At 33.8% G+C, this 19,596-nt stretch carries 22 protein-coding genes; 5 read left to right on the top strand and 17 right to left on the bottom strand.

Translation table 11 applies throughout. The features are described 5' to 3' along the window. Positions 1-106: 106 nt before the first annotated feature. From CIGNP103_RS00440 to cysK, 3 genes are read left to right on the top strand one after another with little or no spacing between them, the layout of a single operon-like run. A complete protein-coding gene (locus tag CIGNP103_RS00440; RefSeq protein WP_086268386.1) occupies positions 107-1,378 on the top strand; it encodes an O-acetylhomoserine aminocarboxypropyltransferase/cysteine synthase family protein in 1,272 nt (423 codons plus the stop codon). After that, positions 1,375-1,788: an RrF2 family transcriptional regulator gene (locus tag CIGNP103_RS00435; RefSeq protein ID WP_086232121.1), complete on the top strand. Its 414-nt coding sequence runs from the start codon at positions 1,375-1,377 to the stop codon at positions 1,786-1,788. The genes CIGNP103_RS00440 and CIGNP103_RS00435 overlap by 4 nt, the downstream gene beginning before the upstream one ends. A 9-nt stretch (positions 1,789-1,797) precedes the next feature. Beyond that, a complete protein-coding gene (gene cysK / locus CIGNP103_RS00430) occupies positions 1,798-2,706 on the top strand; it encodes a cysteine synthase A (protein WP_086228035.1) in 909 nt (302 codons plus the stop codon). Between the two features lie 27 nt (positions 2,707-2,733). Here the strand turns inward: cysK and CIGNP103_RS00425 are convergent, their stop codons facing one another. From CIGNP103_RS00425 to CIGNP103_RS00370, 12 genes are all read right to left on the bottom strand, one after another. Then, positions 2,734-3,147 (bottom strand): hypothetical protein, encoded by a 414-nt coding sequence (locus CIGNP103_RS00425; protein WP_086228972.1) that lies wholly within the window; start codon positions 3,145-3,147, stop codon positions 2,734-2,736. 46 nt (positions 3,148-3,193) lie between these two features. Next, positions 3,194-3,670: an ankyrin repeat domain-containing protein gene (locus CIGNP103_RS00420; RefSeq protein WP_086268385.1), complete on the bottom strand. Its 477-nt coding sequence runs from the start codon at positions 3,668-3,670 to the stop codon at positions 3,194-3,196. 83 nt (positions 3,671-3,753) lie between these two features. Beyond that, positions 3,754-5,187 (bottom strand): catalase, encoded by a 1,434-nt coding sequence (locus tag CIGNP103_RS00415; protein WP_086268384.1) that lies wholly within the window; start codon positions 5,185-5,187, stop codon positions 3,754-3,756. A gap of 190 nt (positions 5,188-5,377) precedes the next feature. Further along, the gene (gene cmoA, locus CIGNP103_RS00410; RefSeq protein ID WP_086268383.1) at positions 5,378-6,094 is read right to left on the bottom strand and encodes a carboxy-S-adenosyl-L-methionine synthase CmoA; all 717 of its coding nucleotides are present in this window, start codon (positions 6,092-6,094) and stop codon (positions 5,378-5,380) included. Further along, positions 6,091-6,984, bottom strand: a complete 894-nt coding sequence (locus tag CIGNP103_RS00405; protein ID WP_086268382.1) for a bifunctional riboflavin kinase/FAD synthetase — start codon at positions 6,982-6,984, stop codon at positions 6,091-6,093. The genes cmoA and CIGNP103_RS00405 overlap by 4 nt, the downstream gene beginning before the upstream one ends. Beyond that, on the bottom strand, positions 6,953-7,654 hold the full coding sequence (tlyA, locus tag CIGNP103_RS00400) for a 23S rRNA (cytidine-2'-O)-methyltransferase TlyA (RefSeq protein ID WP_086268381.1): 702 nt from the start codon (positions 7,652-7,654) through the stop codon (positions 6,953-6,955). The genes CIGNP103_RS00405 and tlyA overlap by 32 nt, the downstream gene beginning before the upstream one ends. Next, a complete protein-coding gene (gene ligA / locus CIGNP103_RS00395) occupies positions 7,644-9,590 on the bottom strand; it encodes an NAD-dependent DNA ligase LigA (RefSeq protein ID WP_086268380.1) in 1,947 nt (648 codons plus the stop codon). The genes tlyA and ligA overlap by 11 nt, the downstream gene beginning before the upstream one ends. Continuing rightward, positions 9,587-10,726, bottom strand: a complete 1,140-nt coding sequence (gene folP, locus CIGNP103_RS00390) for a dihydropteroate synthase (RefSeq protein WP_086268379.1) — start codon at positions 10,724-10,726, stop codon at positions 9,587-9,589. Before folP ends, ligA begins: the two co-directional genes overlap by 4 nt. Continuing rightward, complete coding sequence (locus CIGNP103_RS00385) at positions 10,723-11,346, bottom strand: DNA polymerase III subunit delta' (RefSeq protein ID WP_086228044.1); 624 nt, start codon at positions 11,344-11,346, stop codon at positions 10,723-10,725. The genes folP and CIGNP103_RS00385 overlap by 4 nt, the downstream gene beginning before the upstream one ends. Further along, a complete protein-coding gene (locus CIGNP103_RS00380) occupies positions 11,343-11,882 on the bottom strand; it encodes a HobA family DNA replication regulator (protein WP_086252436.1) in 540 nt (179 codons plus the stop codon). The genes CIGNP103_RS00385 and CIGNP103_RS00380 overlap by 4 nt, the downstream gene beginning before the upstream one ends. After that, on the bottom strand, positions 11,882-13,099 hold the full coding sequence (locus CIGNP103_RS00375) for an aspartate kinase (RefSeq protein WP_086224578.1): 1,218 nt from the start codon (positions 13,097-13,099) through the stop codon (positions 11,882-11,884). The genes CIGNP103_RS00380 and CIGNP103_RS00375 overlap by 1 nt, the downstream gene beginning before the upstream one ends. Continuing rightward, positions 13,099-13,569 carry an RNA pyrophosphohydrolase gene (locus CIGNP103_RS00370; protein WP_086224579.1) on the bottom strand — a complete coding sequence of 157 codons (471 nt, stop codon included), beginning with the start codon at positions 13,567-13,569 and terminating at the stop codon, positions 13,099-13,101. The genes CIGNP103_RS00375 and CIGNP103_RS00370 overlap by 1 nt, the downstream gene beginning before the upstream one ends. 113 nt (positions 13,570-13,682) lie before the next feature. On the opposite strand from CIGNP103_RS00370, the gene hemW reads away from it, so the two are divergent. Beyond that, positions 13,683-14,717 (top strand): radical SAM family heme chaperone HemW, encoded by a 1,035-nt coding sequence (gene hemW, locus CIGNP103_RS00365; RefSeq protein WP_086252435.1) that lies wholly within the window; start codon positions 13,683-13,685, stop codon positions 14,715-14,717. Between the two features lie 16 nt (positions 14,718-14,733). Here the strand turns inward: hemW and dnaK are convergent, their stop codons facing one another. The 3 genes from dnaK to CIGNP103_RS00350 are packed head-to-tail and all read right to left on the bottom strand — an operon-like array spanning position 14,734 to position 17,943. After that, positions 14,734-16,605 carry a molecular chaperone DnaK gene (gene dnaK / locus CIGNP103_RS00360; protein WP_086252434.1) on the bottom strand — a complete coding sequence of 624 codons (1,872 nt, stop codon included), beginning with the start codon at positions 16,603-16,605 and terminating at the stop codon, positions 14,734-14,736. A gap of 22 nt (positions 16,606-16,627) precedes the next feature. After that, positions 16,628-17,158, bottom strand: coding sequence for a nucleotide exchange factor GrpE (grpE, locus tag CIGNP103_RS00355; RefSeq protein WP_141031693.1), 531 nt, complete (start codon positions 17,156-17,158; stop codon positions 16,628-16,630). Next, positions 17,155-17,943: an HrcA family transcriptional regulator gene (locus CIGNP103_RS00350; RefSeq protein WP_086252433.1), complete on the bottom strand. Its 789-nt coding sequence runs from the start codon at positions 17,941-17,943 to the stop codon at positions 17,155-17,157. The genes grpE and CIGNP103_RS00350 overlap by 4 nt, the downstream gene beginning before the upstream one ends. A gap of 244 nt (positions 17,944-18,187) precedes the next feature. Between CIGNP103_RS00350 and CIGNP103_RS08085 the strand changes: the two genes are divergently transcribed. Further along, complete coding sequence (locus tag CIGNP103_RS08085) at positions 18,188-18,358, top strand: hypothetical protein (protein ID WP_179187299.1); 171 nt, start codon at positions 18,188-18,190, stop codon at positions 18,356-18,358. Here CIGNP103_RS08085 and CIGNP103_RS00345 read toward each other — a convergent pair. Both CIGNP103_RS00345 and CIGNP103_RS00340 read right to left on the bottom strand, forming a co-directional pair. Then, positions 18,344-18,580 (bottom strand): hypothetical protein, encoded by a 237-nt coding sequence (locus CIGNP103_RS00345; protein ID WP_086224584.1) that lies wholly within the window; start codon positions 18,578-18,580, stop codon positions 18,344-18,346. The two genes, CIGNP103_RS08085 and CIGNP103_RS00345, sit on opposite strands and share 15 nt — an antisense overlap. Beyond that, on the bottom strand, positions 18,580-19,593 hold the full coding sequence (locus tag CIGNP103_RS00340; RefSeq protein ID WP_086235378.1) for a DHH family phosphoesterase: 1,014 nt from the start codon (positions 19,591-19,593) through the stop codon (positions 18,580-18,582). The genes CIGNP103_RS00345 and CIGNP103_RS00340 overlap by 1 nt, the downstream gene beginning before the upstream one ends. Positions 19,594-19,596: the final 3 nt, after the last annotated feature.

Raw genomic sequence — 19,596 nt, 5'->3', positions numbered from 1 at the left:
AAAATTGAATAAATTTAATAAAATATATATATATTATTGATTTACTTGACATTATTAAATTTTTTTGCTACAATTTGCTTATTAATTTGAGTAAAAAGGAGATAAAATGCAAAAAGAAACTTTAGCAACACATTATGGCTATGATACAAAGGTTGGTACAGGTGCTATGTCAGTGCCTATTTATCAAAGCACAGCTTATGATTTTGGTACAGCTGAGACTGCGGCAAATAGATTTGCTCTAAAAGAGCTTGGGCCTATATATTCTCGTCTTACAAACCCAACTCTTGATATATTTGAAGCTCGCATTGCAGCCCTTGAAGGTGGCAAAGCAGCTATTAGCACTTCAAGTGGTCAAGCGGCGATATTCTTTGCAATTGCGAATTTAGCTGAAGCTGGCGACAATATAATAGTAGCTAAGAAAATTTATGGTGGTGCCACTACACTTCTAACTCACACTATTAAAAGATTTGGTATAAAAGCTAAAATTTTTGATTCTGATAGTGCTGATGATTTAGAGGCTTTAATAGATGATAAAACCAAGGCTATATTCTTTGAAACTCTATCAAATCCACAAATAGCTATCGCAAATGTAGAAAAAATCGTTGAAATAGCTAACAAATATGGCGTAGTAACAGTAGCTGATAACACAGTTGCGACTCCAATTTTATTTAACCCAATCAAAAAAGGCGTAGATGTCGTAGTTCATAGCGCTAGCAAATATATCAGCGGACAAGGCATTAGCGTAGCTGGTGCCATCGTAGCTGGCGAACAACTAAACCAAAAATTAGTCGGCAACAAAAGATATGACCACTTCAATCTAGCCGATGAGAGCTATCACGGCTTAGTATATGCTGATTTGGTGGGGGCTTTTGATATCTATACTTTAAGAATTCGCCTAAGTCTATTAAGAGATATTGGTGCTACACTTTCAGCATTTAACGCTTGGCAATTAATACAAGGCTTAGAAACTCTAAGTATCAGAGTCAAAGAACACTCTAAAAACGCACTAAAAGTAGCTGAGTTCTTAGAATCTCATCCAAAAGTCAAATATGTAAATTACCCAGGCTTAAAAAGCTCAAATTTAAATGCATATGTCAAAGCTAATTTCACAGATGGCCTAGCTAGTGGGCTTTTGAGCTTTGAAGTAGCTGATTATGAAACAGCTAAAAAAGTGCTAGATAGCGTCAAAATCTTTAGCGTAGTAGTAAATATCGGTGATAGCAAATCTATAATCACTCACCCAGCTAGCACAACTCATCAGCAAATTCCAGTTGATGAATTAGCAGCCACTGGCATTAGTCCAGGCTTAATACGATTAAGCATAGGTCTAGAAAACGCTGATGATTTAATAAGCGATCTTCAAGAAGCATTAAAATGAGCCTGCTTACAACCAAAGGTGTGTATGGCTTGATGGCTATTCTCGAGATATCAAAAGGAGATAGAAGCAATCCTATCTCCTTAAAAGATATCTCATTAGCTATAAATGTTTCAAAAAACTATTTAGAACAACTTCTAAATAGTCTTCGCAAAGATGGTATAGTAGGTAGTATTAAAGGAATTAAGGGTGGGTATTATCTTAGCAAACCTATAGATGAGATCACCCTTTATGATCTATTTAACAGCTTAGAAAATGAATTTAATCTAATAAATATAGAGTTAGAAAATAATCTATATAATCTATTTTTTAAAGAGTATAATGATAAGTTAAAAGAGCTTTTTATGCAGCCTTTAAGCAGTATTAAAATAGATCAAGCTCAAGCTGGTAAATATCTGAACTATATAATTTAAGGAATAAAGATGAAAATTGCAAATAGTGTAAGCGAATTAATCGGCAACACTCCGCTTATCAAAATAAATAAATTCGGCGTTGAGGCTAATATTTTAGCTAAATGCGAATTTCTAAATCCTAGCCACTCGGTTAAAGATAGAATCGCTTTAAATATGATTGAGAGCGCAATCGCAACCAATAAAATTGATAAAAGCACTACAATCATAGAACCAACAAGTGGCAACACAGGTGTAGGACTAGCTATGATAGCAGCTGAGCGTGGGCTTAAAATTATCTTAACAATGCCAAGCTCAATGAGTATTGAGCGCCAAAAATTACTTAAAGCATTTGGTGCTGAGCTAGTATTAACAGATCCAAAATATGGTATGCAAGGCGCTGTAGATGAAGCATTAAGGTTATCAAAAGAGATACCAAATAGCTTTATCCCAAGTCAATTTGATAACCCTGCAAACCCAGAAATGCATAAAAAGACAACCGCACTTGAAATTTGGAATGATACAGATGGTAAAGTCGATATATTAGTCGCTGGATTTGGTACTGGCGGGACGGTAAGCGGTGTTGGTGAGATACTAAAATCTAAAAATCCAAATATCAAAGTAATCGCAGTTGAACCAGCTAAATCACCACTTCTAAGCAAAGGCGAAGCCGGCCCACATATGATCCAAGGTATAGGTGCTAACTTCATACCAAAAAATTTAAATAGAGATGTTATAGATGAGTTTTTAACTGTCTCAAATGAAGATGCTATCGCAACTGCTAAAGCATTAGCTCAAAAAGAAGGATTATTAGTCGGGATATCAAGTGGAGCAAATATATACGCCGCTAGCCAAGTAGCAAAGGCAAATCCAGGCAAAACAATCGTAACAATCTTATGCGATACTGGCGAGAGATATCTATCAACTGTGCTTTATGATTAAAATTTTTTGGAGTGATTTCACTCCAAATCATATAACTGCAAATAACTTTTTAAGACTGCTATTTTCTAATTTTTCACTATCGTAGGCTGAATTTAATTTTTGTAAATCTTTTTTATACCTATCTAGTGTCTCTTCGATACTAGCAAGCGCTGCTGCTTTATCAGATGGATTCATATTTGAAACATCTAATGCCTTTAAAAGCTCGGCTCTTTTGATTTCTAATTGCTTTTCAATTTTCTCATTATTCATAATATTTACAGTATTCATTATACCATATTTATTTATATTATCTCTAAAAGTATCAACGCTATCTACACTACTACTTTTGCTATCACTTTGTAGCATTTGAGATAATATATCTTTAAATTCAGCATCGCTTTTATAATGCTTTGAAGTGCCATATACTTCATTTTGATTTTTTGATATATTATTTATTTGCATATTTTATCCTTAATAATTATTAGATAAAATAAGCAATTTTTATTCCTTAAGCAGCACTATTTTTACTAAATATTCCAAGTATTTTAGCACTTATTATTTTCAATATACCTCTTTTTTTACTCTTACTTAATAGATACTTAGCAATTTCTGCTCTATTAAACATAATAGCAAAACTATATGGAGTAAGCCCCATTCCATTATTTGCATCGATATTAGCTCCTGCTTCTACAAGTAGCTTAACTATTTCAAGATTCCCTTTAAAGCATACTCCAGCTAGCGGGGTTTGACCTCGATCGTTTCTCTCATCAACATTTGCACCACGCTCTAAAAGCATCTTAGTTGTCTCATATGCGCCATTATAACTAGCTAGCATTAACAAACTATCGCCTTTATGATTTTTAAGATTTACATTTAATCCTGCATTTAGCATTAACTCTAGCTGAGCAAATTCATTATTTCTAGCAAAATTAAATGCATATCCGCACAGCTCTTCATATCGTTTTTCTTCTTCTGGAGTTATCATTTTCTATCCTTATTGTAAATTTAAATTCCATTTTTATGATACTTAAATTTACAATATCTCCCCCAAATATGGGGGAGGGTTTATCATTTAGCCAAAGCCGCTTTAACGCCTTTTGCGTATTCTGGGTCTATCTGTTCGAAGTGATTAATCGCTCTTTGGATTATCTCATCTTTGACCCCTTCCATACTCTCTGCGATATTAGAGTATAATCTATCTTTTTCATCAGCCGGAAGTATCTTATATAAAGCTCTTGCATCTGTGTAGTAATCAGCATAATGCTCTCTATGGCTAAATCTTTGCGCTATATCACCAATAGCCAAATCTGGCTCAGCAAATTTAGCACTCTCTACTGGCCCACCAAAGCTATTTGGCTCATAATATGCTGATTTTTCTTGTGCATAGCTACCATTATTCATAGCTCCACCTACATAGTAGTTATTGACTTCAACTATTGGCTTATTAACTTCAAGTTGTTGATAATGCACACCAACTCTATATCTTTGAGCATCTGGATAGCTAAAAATTCTAGCTTGTAGCATTCTATCTGGGCTATATCCGATACCTGGGACTATATTGCTTGGGCTAAATGCTGCTTGCTCTACTTCGTTAAAGTAGTTTTCAGGATTTTTATTTAAGGTCATTACACCAACTGGTATTAGCGGATAATCTGCGTGTGGCCAAATTTTGGTTAGGTCAAATGGGTTGAATTTAGCATTATTTGCTTGTTCTTCGCTCATAATTTGAATTTTAAAATCCCATTTAGGAAAATCGCCTTTATCAATCGCTTCATATAGATCTCTTTGATGGCTCTCTCTATCTTTTGCGATTATTTTAGCCGCTTCTTCGTTTGTTAGATTTTTGATACCTTGGCGAGTTTTGAAGTGAAATTTAACCCAAAATCTCTCACCATTTTGATTTATTAAGCTATATGTATGACTGCCAAATCCATGCATATGACGATAACTTGCTGGAATTCCACGATCACTCATAAGGATCATTACTTGATGCATTGTCTCAGGATTTAGCGTCCAAAAATCCCACGCAGCGTTTGCCGATCTTAAGTGTGTTCTTGGGTCTCTTTTTTGCGAGTGGATAAAATCTGGGAATTTCATACCATCTTTGATAAAAAATGTCGGTGTATTATTACCTACTAAGTCCCAATTGCCCTCTTTAGTATAAAATTTAATTGCAAATCCTCTAACATCTCTTTCTGCATCTGCTGCACCAGCCTCACCAGCAACCGTGCTAAAGCGTAAAAATAATTTAGTTTTTTCACCTTTTTGAAGTACATTTGCTTTGGTATATCTACTAATATCTTCAGTAATCTCTAAAACACCATATGCACCACTACCATTAGCATGAACTGTTCTTTCTGGTATTCTCTCTCTATTTTGAAAAGCAAGTTTTTCAATCAATTGATAATCTTGAAGTAATACTGGGCCGGTGGCACCTGCTGTGATACTAAACTGATTTGAGCTAATCGGATTTCCGCTAGCTGTATTTAATTGTTTTGCCATATAATTTTCCTTTTTAATAAATTTAATATGTAGTAAAATTATATGGCTTTTTTTAAAATATTTTGTAAATAATAAAAATTATTATTTACAAAATATAAAACTATTTTTTCTGGGGATATTTTATAAATATTGGTTTTAGTGCAATCTTAGTATGATTAAAATTGATATTAAAATCAAATATTAACCCATTTTAATTAATAGTTTGTTTAAAAGCTATAAAAGAAGCAAAATTTGCCCATTTAAAAAATGTCTCTACGCTGCTAAATCCAGCATTTTTACATAGCTCTTTATTCTCATTTTCACTATATGGTATCAAAACATTTTCTAACGCTTGACGCTTTTGAGCTATCTCAAATTTAGAGTAACCTTGAGCTTCTTTATACTCTTGATATATATTAATCATCTCTAAATCTAGCTTTTTATCATCATACACTAGCTTTTCACTAAATACAAATAAACCATCATATTCCAAACTAGAAAAAATTTTCTTTACAAAATCATCTCTTTTAATAGGTCTAATAAACTGCAATGTATAATTTAAAAGCACTGCATCAGCCTTGCCATAATCATATTCTAAAATATCAGCTTGTATAAGATTAAGCTTTGCACCATATCCATTAGCCCTATTTGTAGCTCTTTGTAACATAGCAGGACTACTATCTAAACCTACAAGTTCAAGATCAGGACGCAATCTATAAAGTTCTAAAAGCGTAGTAGCAGTAGAACATCCAAGATCGACAACTTTAGCACCCTGCCCTAATCTTTTAGATAAAAATAAAACAATAAGCTCTTGAGTCTGTTTATAAAATGGCACCGATCTAGATACCATATCATCAAATACACTAGCTACACTTTCATCAAATTCAAACTGCTTGCTTATTACATTTTTAAAGACCTCATCTCTCACTTATAAACCCCTTCTAAATTTCTTGAGTGCAAGCTTATCTCATCTATGCTCAAATCACAGCTTTTAGCAACATTTTTAGCGATTATTATATCTTTTGCGATCTGATTTTTAAGCTCATCAAGGCTATCAAATTTCTTATTATCTCTAATCCACTCTACAAAGCAAACCCTCACACTACTAGGCGTTACATCTATATCATTATCTAAGATATGATTTTCAATAGCAAACTCGCCATCAGTACTAAGCCTATTACCGATAAAAGTTATAGAGCTATAAGTGGTATTATCTATCTTTGTCCTTGTAGCATATACTCCATCTTTAGGCACTAGATATGGGGTTATATCTAAATTCAAAGTTGGATATAGATATTTCTTGCCAATTCCTTGACCAGCTATCACCTTACCAACTACACTATACTCGCGCCCCAAAAGCCTATTGGCCCTATATATATCACCATCGCGTAAAAATCTTCTAATAGCTGAACTATGCACTCCAAGCCCATCAAAGCAAAACTCATCTACCACAACCACTTCACCATCAAATAGATGCTTTAAATCGTGCTTATCCCATGCTCTATCTTTGCCAAATTTAAAATCATAACCAACTACAATTTTTTTTAAATTCACAAAATCTTTTTTAAGCATATCTATAAACTCATCACCCCTAAGCCCAGATATATCATCTAAATCATAGTAAAAACACGGCACACCGCTATACTCTTGGCGTCTATCTCCTGGAGTTAAACAGGCTCTGCCATTGCATATTACAACCAAAGCGCCACCATCGCCAAGCTTTTTAATTAACTCTTTATGTCCTTTGTGAATACCATCAAAACTTCCAATAGCTACAGATTTTATACTACTTTTTAAAATAGTAGAATAGTTCAATATTGCCTTCCTTGCCTTTTATTTTTGATTCACTTTTTTTAATTAACTTCCAACCTAAAGCATTACACTGGGTCTCAAAATTTATCATCGCTTTATTTATAGCTTTTTCATCTTTTACTACACCATTTTTGGTGCGTTTAGCATTTATTCCCACCTCAAACTGCGGCTTAAATAATAGTATAATATCATCAAGTGCAAGCCTATCAATATGCATAATAATATTTAACAACGAAATAAAGCTCACATCAGCAGTAATAAGATCAAATTTAAACTCACTTACAAAATCTCTAATATCTCTATTTTCTTGAATTATTACTCTGCTATCATCTCTTAAATTTGCACTAAGTTGCATAGTTCCTACATCAAGAGCTGTAACTTGCTTAATGCCATTTTCTAATAAAATTTGCACAAAGCCTCCTGTGCTTGAGCCAATATCTAAAGCAATTTTATCTTTTAAATTTAGCTTAATCTCGTCTAAAAATCCAGCCAATTTAAGTGCGGCTCTACTAACATAAATTTGAGATTTTATCTCTATGATTTGATCTTTATCAATCTCTTGGCTAGCTTTTTTGATAATTTTTGAATCAGTCAATACTACGCCATTTTCTATAAGTCCAGCTGCTTGATTTCTACTAATATTTAAAGCCTTTGATACAGCTAGATCAGCTCTCATTTTTTAATCTTTCATACTCTATCTCATCTATTATTTTAATACCTAAAGATAGAGCCTTTTGATATTTACTTCCGCTTGACTCTCCACTTAATACAAAATCACTTTTAGATGATACTGACCCGCTAACCTTTGCTCCAAAGCTCTCTAATTCAGCCTTAATCTCATCTCTAGGGCGAGAAAGAGTGCCAGTTATTACTACTGTTTTACCGCTAAATATATTTTGAGTAGTGTTTATTTCATCTATAATTGGAGTTATATACTCTAATAACTCTACTACTTTGATATGATTAACACGCATAAACTCCAAATAGCTAAGCGCCATCGCTTCGCCAAAACCATCTAAATTTAAAAGCTCATCCATACTAAGGTCTAGCCATTTGTTAGGATAAACTGTAGCTATCTTTTTAGCTGCTACTTCACCAATATGTTCAATCCCAAGCGAAGTTATAAATCTATGAAGTGGTGGTCTTTGACTTGCTTTTATAGCATTTAGAGTATTTTCAATTTTTTTACTCTTAAAACCCTCTAATCCATCAAAACTAGAACTATCTAATCTATATATATCAATTATACTTGAGATTTTACCATTTTTATAAAGAAGCTCTATAATTGCATCACCAAGACCATCTATATTCATACACTTCTTAGAAGCAAAATATATAATAGAGCTTACAACTCTAGCCTTGCAATTTAGATTTTGACACTTAATAAACGCCCCTTCATCTAAAAGCTCACTTCCACACTCAGGGCATTTGCATGGACGACTTATCGCTACTTCTTGGCCATCTCTTCTAGCCTTATATACATCAGTAATCTTAGGTATTACATCGCCACTTCTAATCACGCAAACCATATCGCCCTTCATAAGACCTAGACGCTCAATCTCATCGAAGTTATGTAATGTAACATTTCTAACAAAAGCCCCATCAATCTCAACCCCATCAAGAACCCCAACAGGCGTAACTACACCTGTTCTGCCAACTTGCAAGGCTACATCTATAAGCTTAGCTGATTTTTGAATAGCTGGAAATTTATAAGCTACCATAAATTTAGGAAATTTTACTGTAAATCCTAATTCATCGCATTTTGCCAAGCTATTAACACGAACTACCATACCATCCATCATTATAGGCTTTTCATCTCTTAAAGATAAAAGCTCATCATAAGCTTGTCTAATCTCATCTATACTATTACAAACCCTAACAAAATCATCCCTTAAAAATCCTAAAGATCTAACAAAATCCATCATATCACTATGAGTATCAAATTTAAGATCATTTGCACCCACGCCCCATGGGTAAAATTTTAATTTTCTTGATTTTGTTATACTTGAGTCTAATTGTCTTAGGCTACCAGCGGCTGCATTTCTAGGATTAGCTAGTAAATTTTGACCATCTTTAGCACGATTAGCATTAATCTTTTCAAAATCACTTTTAGTTATAACTACTTCGCCTCTAATTTCAATAAGACCTCTATATGGAATCTGTAAAGGCACAGAACTAATAACCCTAGCATTGCTAGTAACATCTTCACCAATGGATCCATCGCCCCTTGTAGCTGCACTTATTAAAACTCCATTTTCATAGGTTAAATTCAAGCTCGCCCCATCAAATTTAGGCTCTACAAAAAATCTTTGTGAGCGCTTATCCCCACGCTCTATCCACGCCAAAAGCTCATCATCACTAAAAATATCTTCCATCGACCACATTCTAGCTTTGTGGGCTATCTTCTCAAACTGCTCTAAAATCTCGCCACCAACTCTATTAGTAGGTGAAAATATAGCTTTTAAATTTGGATTTTGGCTCTCAAACTCAACCACCTTATGATACAAAGCATCATACTCATCATCACTAGCTATGGGATTATCATCAGTATAATAAGCCTTCGCCCATCTATTTAGCGTCTCAACTGCTTCTAAATACTCTTTATGATTCATACTATCTCTAAATCCTTATATGAATTATGTAAATTTAGCATCTGGATATGCTCTTTTGGATCGTGCGTTCTAATGATAGTAGCGCCATTTTCTATAGCTTTTTGGTGTAGATACAAGCTCCCAGCTAAGCGCTCATCTACGCTACTTGGGCTGTAATAATCTATCATAGATTTTCTACTAGCACCTACTAAAAGCGGATATCCAAAAGACAAAAAATGCTCTAAATGCTTAATCAAAGCCATATTATCACGAGCAGTTTTGCCAAATCCTATACCTATATCAAGATAAATTTGCCTAGCCTTAGACTCTTTAATCTCTTCTAATTTTTGAGCGAAAAACTCACTTATAAGCCCTAAAATATCGCTATCTTTGACATTGATTTGCATAGTTTTAGGATCGCCATTTTTATGCATTAGACAATACTTGGCATTGTATCTACCGGCTAAAAAAGCCAAATTTGGATCTGCGGTTATATCATTAACAAAGCTAAATCCATGATCTAAGGCATACTCCAAACACAATGGATCAAAGCTATCAAGACTAAACTCCATCCTCTCATAAAGCCTATTAACATAGATTAGATCTACAACTGGCTTAACTCTTTGAAATTCAGCCTTAGCACCGATATACTCACTCCCTGGCCGTGAGCTTACCATACCTATATCTATATAATCGGCGCCCAAATCAATCACGCTCTCAATGCGCAAAATCGCCTCATCAATGCCAACTCTACTTGCTGGATTGAAGCTATCATTATTGAAATTTAAAACCGCCATAATCTCGCATTTTGATGGTTTTGTAAATGAATTTGATAGAAATTTAGCCAATTTATCTAGGCCAAAATCTTGAGCTAGCTCCTTTTTGGCTAGAATTTGAATTTGCTTATCATTTGCTATTAAAAGTGCGTTTTCTAACCCCACACCACCAAAAATTGCATTATGAGAACTTACCAATTCAGCACCGATACTAAGGGCATCTTGCTTTAATATATTTACAGCTACAGCCTTTATATCTTTGATTAAAATAAAATTTAAATTCGCCTTTTTTCTCATAATTTTCGCCCCACTTTTATGTGGTGATATAAAGTGGCAAATTTGATCAAAATCGCTATCTATATTTAATTTATACGCTCTCATTTTATCCTTTGCATTATTAGTAAAAGTAGCGGTAAAAGCGTGGTTTGAGCTTTTGAATTTAGATCTGTGATTCTATATAATTTATTAAAGTATATATAATCTTCATGAGTAAATTTAACCCCATTTTTGACTGCGTCTATTATTATGGATTTAAGTAAATTTAGAAGTTGAGTTTTGCTTAATTTATCGCTCTTTTCAAGTGCTGTTTGAGTAGATACATACTCATTGATATAGCTTAAGCTTAGCTTAGTAAAGTCTATCCCCGTTGGCTCACTTTTGGTTAATTTAACCCTATTTTCTATACTTAATCTAGAGCGAATTGTAGCTAAAAATATATTTTTAGCTGGTGCGACTAAGACAAAGATTATATTTCTTGGTGGCTCTTCAAGGATTTTAAGTAGAGCATTTTGTGACTCAATGCCATATTTATTAGCCATAATTAGCAAAACTTTTGGCTCTTTTTCTGCGATATATGCTTGAGATATTATCTCTTTGACTCCGTCTATCAATAAACTCTCATATTCAAAAATTTTTAAATATTCAGGTTTTAAAATAGAGACATACTCAGATTTAATACTCTCAAAATCATCACTAATAATAATCTTACTATCTAAACTCAAAGCTCAACCTGACCAAATAACACAGCATCAATAGTGCGATCAAATAGCCTAAACATAGATAAAAGCTTAAAATCCAAATTCTCATCTGTAGAGCTAAGATAGAAGCTATTTTCTGCTTGTTCGTCAAATAACCACATATAGCTACTGGTGCGATTTTTAGCTATTGCGCATAGCTTTGAGCTACTTTTACCAATGTAAAAATATACAAATCCATTTGGAAATGCGATACTAAGCATATCATCAAGCAAGCTTATCTCCTCTTTGGAATTTATATCATTTAATCTTGGATATAAAGATTTAAGCGAGATAAATGGCAATATGGGGCGATGAGAGCCTTTACGATTAATACTACGCAAAAGATAGCTCTCAAACCACTCTCTATCTTCATCGCATATTACAATAAACGGCGCTCCATCAATCAAATATCTAAGCCTAGATGCAAGTAGTGGCGCCCACTCTAAACGCCTCTCTTCCATCCAGCTTAGCTCCTTGCTTGAACTCCTAATAGCGTCCAAACTCCATTTGATTAGATCCATTACTTCTCTAACTCATAAGCTTTATGAAGTGCTCTAACAGCTAATTCGCCATATTTTGCCGCTACTATCATTGAAATTTTAATCTCACTTGTAGAGATCATCTGAATATTAATCCCCTCATTTGCCAACACAGAAAACGCCATAGATGCTATACCGCTATGACTTTTCATACCTACGCCTACTACGCTTACTTTGACTACTTCGCTATCTATCTCAATAGATTTTGCGCTACCATCATCAACAACATTTCTAGCCGCTTCCATCTCATTTTGAGGCACTGTAAAGCCAAGACTTGTAGTACCATCTTCGTGGCTTGTATTTTGGATAATCATATCTACATTTATATTTTTATCAGCTAATTTTTTAAAGATACTAGCAGCAACTCCTGGCTTATCTACAACCCCTCTCATAGTTACTCTTGCTTGATTTTTATCTAGTGCTATACCGCTTATTAGTGCTTGTTCCATTCCTGATGTATTCATATCCGCTTCTCCTGTTATTAGTGTTCCTTCATTATTGTTAAAACTACTTCTAGTGACCAATTTCACCTTTAATTTTTTAGCTAACTCTACACTTCTATTTTGCAATACCTTCGCCCCCATACTAGCTAGCTCTAGCATCTCATCATAGCTGATTTTATCAAGTTTTCTAGCCTTAGGCTCGATTCTTGGGTCTGTGGTATATACCCCATCTACATCGGTATAAATTTCACACAAATCAGCGTCCAACGCTCCAGCCACAGCCACAGCACTAAGATCGCTTCCGCCACGCCCAAGAGTTGTTATATCTCCATCTTTTGTGACCCCTTGAAATCCAGCTACTACGACTATTTTGCCTTCTTTTAACGCCTCTTTCATCTTTTTACCATCTATATCGATAATCCTAGCTTTAGTAAAATCATCATTAGTGATAATCCCAGCCATATCACCGCTAAATGCCACAGCCTTATAACCTTTTGAATTTAATGCTATTGAAAGAAGTGAGCTTGTAACTCTCTCACCAGAGCTAAGTAGCATATCCATATCAGCGCTTTGTGGCTGAATTTTAGCAAAATGCTCAGCATATTCTATTAACTGATTAGTTACCCCACTCATAGCTGAAACTACTACTACTACATCATTTCCAGCATCTTTTGTAGCGATTACTCTCTTGGCTACTTCTTCTATTCTTTCTAAATTCCCAACACTAGTTCCGCCATATTTTTGTACAATTAGCATTATATAAACCCTTCATCTTTAAAATATTTAAGCACCTTAGCATAAGCACCCTTTTTAAAGTGATTAACCTTGCTTAATACATCATTTACAGGCATAAAGCAGTAATCATCAAATTCAGGATGTTTAGTCGCTAGATCTATTTTTGCATTTGGCTTTAATCTAACCAAAAAATATCTCTGAGTCTGTCCATCATATGGAGCCATCTTTTTAGCGATGCTTTTAGGGAAATCATACTCTAGCCACTTAGGGTGCTCACACAAAATTTCTATTTCATTTGTTCCTATCTCCTCTTCAAGCTCTCTAAAAAGAGCCTCCTTAGGTGATTCACCCTCATCAATTCCACCTTGTGGAAACTGCCAAGCACCGCTAATATCGTGCCTTTGGGCGATAAATACCTTACACTCTAAAGGATAAGATGGAGATAAGATAATAGCCGCTACATTTGGGCGATATCTCTTGCCTTTATCCATTTTTTGTTCCTAAAAATTTGGTAAAATCCTACCTTAAAAGCGTTTAAAGTTTAATAAATCAACTAAATTTAATAAATTATTTGTTAAATTTAGAATAAATTTTAGGACAAAAGTTGCATATTTATATCCATATTCCATTTTGTGAATCAAAATGCCCATATTGTGCTTTTGGCTCTCATAGCGATAAATTTAATATAACTAAAGAGTATTTTAAAGCCCTAGCCAAAGAGATAAAAAGCATAAAATTCAAAGATAAAATCTCTACAATTTTCATAGGTGGCGGTACTCCTAGTAGTGTTGAAGCTGGGTTATATGATGAGATTTTTGAGTATTTAGCGCCAAATTTAGATATCAATTGCGAAATCACTAGCGAAGCAAACCCAAACTCAGCGAATTTAAATTGGCTAAAATATATGAGAAAACTCGGCGTAAATCGCCTAAGCCTTGGTGCGCAAAGCTTTAATGAAAATAAGCTTAAATTTCTAGGTAGAATTCACGACTCAAAAAGAGTCTTTAAAGCCATAAAAGATGCTAAAATAGCTGGTTTTACAAATATAAATGTAGATATAATGTATGGCACCAAGCTTGATACAAAAGCCTTGCTATCTAGTGAAATTCAAGCTCTAAACAAGCTAGAAATCACGCATATTTCAGCTTATAGCTTAATGCTTGAGAGCAAATTTAGCACTAAAAAATCATATCAAAAAGATAGCCCAATCTTAGCTAAATATCTTATAAATTCACTTAAAAATATCGGATTTAAGCAGTATGAAATATCAAATTTTGGTCAAATTTGTAACCACAATCTAAGTTATTGGCGTGGCGATGATTACTATGGATTTGGTGCGTATGCTGTGGGGACAACTGGATTTAAAAGATACAAAGGTGCTACTAATCTTAAAAATTATATCGATAATCCTTTTAAAAAATCTATTGAAATTTTAAATGATGAAAACAAAAGAGATGAAAGAGTCTTTTTGGGGCTTAGGAGTTGCGTTGGGGTTGATTTATTAGATTTAAGCTTAGAGATGAGACAAAGGGCTAAAATATTAATTGAAGAGAAAAAATTGATATTAGAAAATGAGAGAATCTATAATCCAAATTTTTTATTAGCTGATGAGATATTTTTGTATTTAAGCCAGCCTTAAAGGCCAGCTTATAAATTTACTCTACTTCTGCGTCGATAACATCATCATCTTTTTTCTTATCTTGTGCGTTAGCGCCAGCGGTTTGATTTTGATACATTGCCTCAGCTAGCTTATGGCTCGCTTCACTTAGGGCTTTTACCTTTGTATCAATCTGCTCTTTTGTGGCATTTTCATTTTTCAATGTCTCTTTTAGATCATTTAAGGCTGCTTCAATTTTAGCCCTATCTTCACTTGAAATTTTCTCACCAAGTTCATCAAGAGATTTTTGAGTTTGGTGAGCTAGGCTATCAGCTGCGTTTCTAGCTTCAACGGCCTCTTTTCTCTTTCTATCTTCTTCTTTGTGTAATTCAGCGTCATTTACCATTTTATTTATCTCTTCTTCGCTTAAACCGCTTGAGCCTGAAATGGTGATATTTTGAGCTTTTCCACTAGCTTTATCTTTAGCAGAGACTGTGAGAATTCCATTTGCGTCTATATCAAATGTAACTTCAATTTGTGGCACGCCTCTTGGTGCTGGCATAATGCCTTCAAGATTGAAATTACCAAGACTTTTATTATCACGGCTAAATTCACGCTCACCTTGTAAAACATTGATAGTAACGGCGCTTTGGTTATCTTCAGCAGTTGAGAAAGTTTGAGATTTTTTAGTTGGGATTGTGGTGCCTTTTTCTATCAATTTACTCATAACTCCACCAAGAGTCTCAATACCAAGGCTAAGAGGTGTAACATCTAATAGCAACACATCTTTTACATCGCCTTTAATTACCGCACCTTGTATAGCTGCGCCAATTGCCACTACTTCATCAGGATTTACTGATTTATTTAGCTCTTTATCAAATGCTTTTTTAACCTCTTCTTGTACCAAAGGCACACGAGTTGAGCCACCTACCATAACTACTTCTTTTATATCACTTTTGCTTACACCAGCATCTTTTACAACTTCGCTAATTTTAGAGATTGTTTGAGATACCAAATCATCTATCATGCTTTCAAATTTAGCCCTACTAATAGTCTTTGTAAGGTGTTTTGGCCCAGTGGCATCAGCTGTGATAAATGGTAGATTTATAGTTGTTTCCATAGCGCTACTTAGCTCTTTTTTGGCATTTTCAGCAGCTTCTTTTAGGCGTTGAAGAGCCATAACATCGTTTTTAAGGTCTATTCCACTTTCACTTTTAAATTCATTTACCAAAAAGTCAATTAAGCGATTATCAAAGTCATCACCACCTAAAAACGCATTACCACCAGTAGCTAAAACTTCAACTACATTATCGCCAGTTTCTAGCACAGTTACATCAAAAGTTCCGCCACCTAGGTCATAAACTACGATTTTTTCGGCCTCTTTTTTATCCAAACCATAAGCCAAAGCCGCCGCTGTTGGTTCATTTATAATTCTAAGTACATTTAATCCTGCGATGGTTCCTGCTTCTTTTGTAGCTTTTCTTTGGCTATCATTAAAATATGCAGGCACAGTTATAACCGCATCAGTAACACTCTCACCTAAAAACGCCTCAGCATCTTCTTTTAGCTTAATCAATACTTTAGCCGAAATCTCTTGTGGAGTGTATGTTTTGCCAGCTATCTCAACAGCACACGCACCATTTCTATCTACGATATGATATGGAAGTCGAGCTTTGGCTTCGCTAGCATTTTTCTCATTCATCATAAGACCCATAATTCTTTTGATAGAAAATATGGTTTTTTCAGGGTTTGTTACTGCTTGTCGTTTAGCAGTATCACCAACTAAAATTTCACCCTTATCAGTAAAAGCTACCACAGAAGGAGTTGTGTTTTTTCCTTCTTTATTTGGTATTACTTTGCTTTCGCCTCTCTCATATATGCTTACGCATGAATTTGTTGTTCCTAGGTCAATTCCTATTGCTTTACTCATTTTGTATCCTTTTTATTAAAATTTATTTTGCTATTACAACCATTGAAGGTCTTAAAACTCTATCATTATATAGATAGCCTTTTTGATAAACAGTAGCTATTCTACCACTTTCTACCTCCTCTGTCTCTATATAATTTATAGCGTTATGAAATTCAGGATTAAACTCACCATTGGTATCAATCTCTTTTATACCATACTTTTCAAAGCACTTTTTAAACTGCTCAATAGTTAGATTTATCCCATCTTTTATCTTGTTTGTTATCTCATCATCTCCGCTTTGTAAATTCGCAGCAATCTCCAAAGCATCAATAACTGGCAAAAGATCTCTAGCAAAGCTCTCATTTGCAAATTTCAAAGCTTCAGCCTTTTCACGCTCTAAACGCTTTTTGATATTTTCAAAATCAGCCGTAGCCCTTATCAAATCTTCTTTAACTTTATTAAGCTCATCTGCTAAATCATCTTCACAATTTTTTTCTTCTGCTTCGCACTCTTGGCAATTTTGTTCATCCAAAGCTGGATTTTCATCTAAATTTTCTTTTTCGTTTTGACTCACGCTGCCTCCTTTAACATACTAAAAAACTTTTCATAATCACTATACACACTACTAGCACATACCATTACAGCGGGCTTACCTTGATATAATACATCAGTTTTTAACCCCATATAGCCAGTAGAAAACAACGGACTAAAGGCTAAATTTCCATTAAAATTATCACCAAATGATGGATCTAAAATCGCCTTTATGCTGTCGTCTTTACAAATTTCAAAAGCAATTTTCTCATTTTCTTGAAATAAAATCTCGCCTCTTTTTAAAGCCTTAATCTTCGCTCTTAACTCGCTCAACCCCACTTGCATAGAGATATTTTCAAGCTCTTCTAAGCTAACACCAATTAAGTTGCTTAAGAATCTTTCAACCTTTGAGCTAAATTTAATTGATATGCTCTCAGTAAGAAAATCAAGCACCAAAAAGCGATCTTTGAGATTTAAAACATCTTGTAAAAATAGCTTTTGATCTTTAAAAATCATGCAATAAATATCATTTTTATAAACTAATAAATTTAGCAAATCTATATTATTAATAGATAAAACAGAGCTAAATTTTAGCCTATTTTGCCAATAAATCTCCATTGCACTAGCTGTAGGAATTCTACCACCGCTTATATGTAACTGTGTTATAGCTCCCTCATCGCTAAGCTTTTTAAAATAGACTCTAATAGTTGATGCTGGAATCGCTACATTCATTCTCATGCCAAGCTCATTAGAGCCGATTGGTTCATTAACCTCAAGATAAGCATGAATGATAGATTCTAATATCAAATCTCTTTTATCTAGTTTCATTTATTAGCACTCTTTATATTTAATTGCTAAGATAATTATACAACATTGAGCCTATCTTTGTCAAGTAATTTAAGCAAAAAGATTAAAATTTGTAAATTTATTTAGCAATTTATATGATTGATTGCTTATTTTATTAAATATTATCTATACAAAATAAAAATATAAAATATAAACAATCTAAATTTTATTGATTTTTAATAAGCTATCAAGTATAATTTCGTTTTAATTCAAAGGAGATAATTTGATGAATAGTTTAACTGCAAAAGAAAGAGATGATTTAGAGCAAATCTTTGCCCAAATTCAGATCGCTAGATTTAATTTTAATATTTGGAACTATTATAAAATCTTAAATAAAAAAGGTCAACTAGCGATCAGATTACTAAAATTTAAGAGCAAAAGACTATTTTTTAAATAGTTCTGGGCAGCTCTTTTTGAGATGTTCAATCACAGTAATAACTTCATCAACACCATTTGCATCGCTATTTTCTAATACATCATCTATAACATCTATATATCTATCAAAGGCGTCATTTAAACGCTCTTTTTTTACTCCAGCGTAGTAAAGCATTCCAAGAGTAGCTAACTCCAATTCATAGCTCATCTCTTCTAGCGTAACATCATTTTCGTAATTTTTCATCATAATTCTCCTGTTTTTTTATTTATCAAATTTACAACTTGTGATTTTATATCATCATAATTATAACTATCTACAAATCCAGCAAAAAACCCGCCACTAGCATTTTTATGACCGCCACCATCGCAAAGCTCCTTTGCCATTTGGCTCACATCAAAATCCCCATTAGACCTAAAGCTCATAGTTTTTTTACTAGTCATATCTATAAAAAAATCAAATTCAGGATTAGCCACTAAAAAGTCGTTACCAATTACACTAGCGCTTCCTATATTATAAGTCAATATCCCTTTACTACCACGGTAATTTATGCTAAATTTATCCTTATTAGCTCCAAGGCGTCTAACTAGATAACTAGAGTTTAGATTACTTAAAGTATCATCATTTTTAAGGTAAAAAAACTCCTTCTTAATCCCATGGAGTCTATTATCAAGTTCAATATGGGCATTATTAAGACTTAAAAACTCACAAAAGCTTCTCATAAGATAAAAGATATACTCTATATGCTCATCTTCAAACATTACCTTATTTATCTCTTTTGCCCCAGCAATTGCGCCCATACAGACCTTACCAAGTTCAAAATTTGGATCATTTTTTAGCCATATATCAACAGCATTTACCACATCACAATATGCTCCTAGCCTCTCATCTTTGCCAAAAATTGCACTAAAAAAATCATAACAAATTTTTGTCGCACTTCTAGCATTATCTAAATAATACCAAGAAAACTCTGCTGCACACTCAGCTCCTGTTTGATGATGATCAAGCAAAATAAGCTTAACATCTTTATTTTCAAGTTGTTCTTGATAGCTTTGACATTGAGCTTTGGTTAAATTTAGATCAGTGATTAAAATCACCGCCTTTTCATCGCCTATCTTTGAAATTATATGCGACATCTTTTTGTCTATCTCTTTACCATAGTTTGAATTATAAAATTCGACATTTTTCAAATAAAAACTACTAACAAATTGGCAAGAGTATCCATCTAAATCAGTATGACTAAGATGATAAATCTTCATTTT

Source organism: Campylobacter sp. P0103 (genome assembly GCF_002139545.1).
Classification (GTDB): domain Bacteria; phylum Campylobacterota; class Campylobacteria; order Campylobacterales; family Campylobacteraceae; genus Campylobacter; species Campylobacter devanensis.
This window is presented reverse-complemented; position numbering and strand designations above follow the sequence as displayed.

Coding starts and splice junctions, on each gene's coding strand:
- CIGNP103_RS00440 (WP_086268386.1), top strand. CDS start 107: ATGCAAAAAGAAACTTTAGCAACACATTATGGCTATGATACAAAGGTT.
- CIGNP103_RS00435 (WP_086232121.1), top strand. CDS start 1,375: ATGAGCCTGCTTACAACCAAAGGTGTGTATGGCTTGATGGCTATTCTC.
- cysK (WP_086228035.1), top strand. CDS start 1,798: ATGAAAATTGCAAATAGTGTAAGCGAATTAATCGGCAACACTCCGCTT.
- CIGNP103_RS00425 (WP_086228972.1), bottom strand. CDS start 3,147: ATGCAAATAAATAATATATCAAAAAATCAAAATGAAGTATATGGCACT.
- CIGNP103_RS00420 (WP_086268385.1), bottom strand. CDS start 3,670: ATGATAACTCCAGAAGAAGAAAAACGATATGAAGAGCTGTGCGGATAT.
- CIGNP103_RS00415 (WP_086268384.1), bottom strand. CDS start 5,187: ATGGCAAAACAATTAAATACAGCTAGCGGAAATCCGATTAGCTCAAAT.
- tlyA (WP_086268381.1), bottom strand. CDS start 7,654: ATGAGAGCTGATCTAGCTGTATCAAAGGCTTTAAATATTAGTAGAAAT.
- ligA (WP_086268380.1), bottom strand. CDS start 9,590: ATGAATCATAAAGAGTATTTAGAAGCAGTTGAGACGCTAAATAGATGG.
- folP (WP_086268379.1), bottom strand. CDS start 10,726: ATGAGAGCGTATAAATTAAATATAGATAGCGATTTTGATCAAATTTGC.
- CIGNP103_RS00380 (WP_086252436.1), bottom strand. CDS start 11,882: ATGGATCTAATCAAATGGAGTTTGGACGCTATTAGGAGTTCAAGCAAG.
- CIGNP103_RS00375 (WP_086224578.1), bottom strand. CDS start 13,099: ATGCTAATTGTACAAAAATATGGCGGAACTAGTGTTGGGAATTTAGAA.
- CIGNP103_RS00370 (WP_086224579.1), bottom strand. CDS start 13,569: ATGGATAAAGGCAAGAGATATCGCCCAAATGTAGCGGCTATTATCTTA.
- dnaK (WP_086252434.1), bottom strand. CDS start 16,605: ATGAGTAAAGCAATAGGAATTGACCTAGGAACAACAAATTCATGCGTA.
- CIGNP103_RS00350 (WP_086252433.1), bottom strand. CDS start 17,943: ATGAAACTAGATAAAAGAGATTTGATATTAGAATCTATCATTCATGCT.
- CIGNP103_RS08085 (WP_179187299.1), top strand. CDS start 18,188: ATGAATAGTTTAACTGCAAAAGAAAGAGATGATTTAGAGCAAATCTTT.
- CIGNP103_RS00345 (WP_086224584.1), bottom strand. CDS start 18,580: ATGAAAAATTACGAAAATGATGTTACGCTAGAAGAGATGAGCTATGAA.
- CIGNP103_RS00340 (WP_086235378.1), bottom strand. CDS start 19,593: ATGAAGATTTATCATCTTAGTCATACTGATTTAGATGGATACTCTTGC.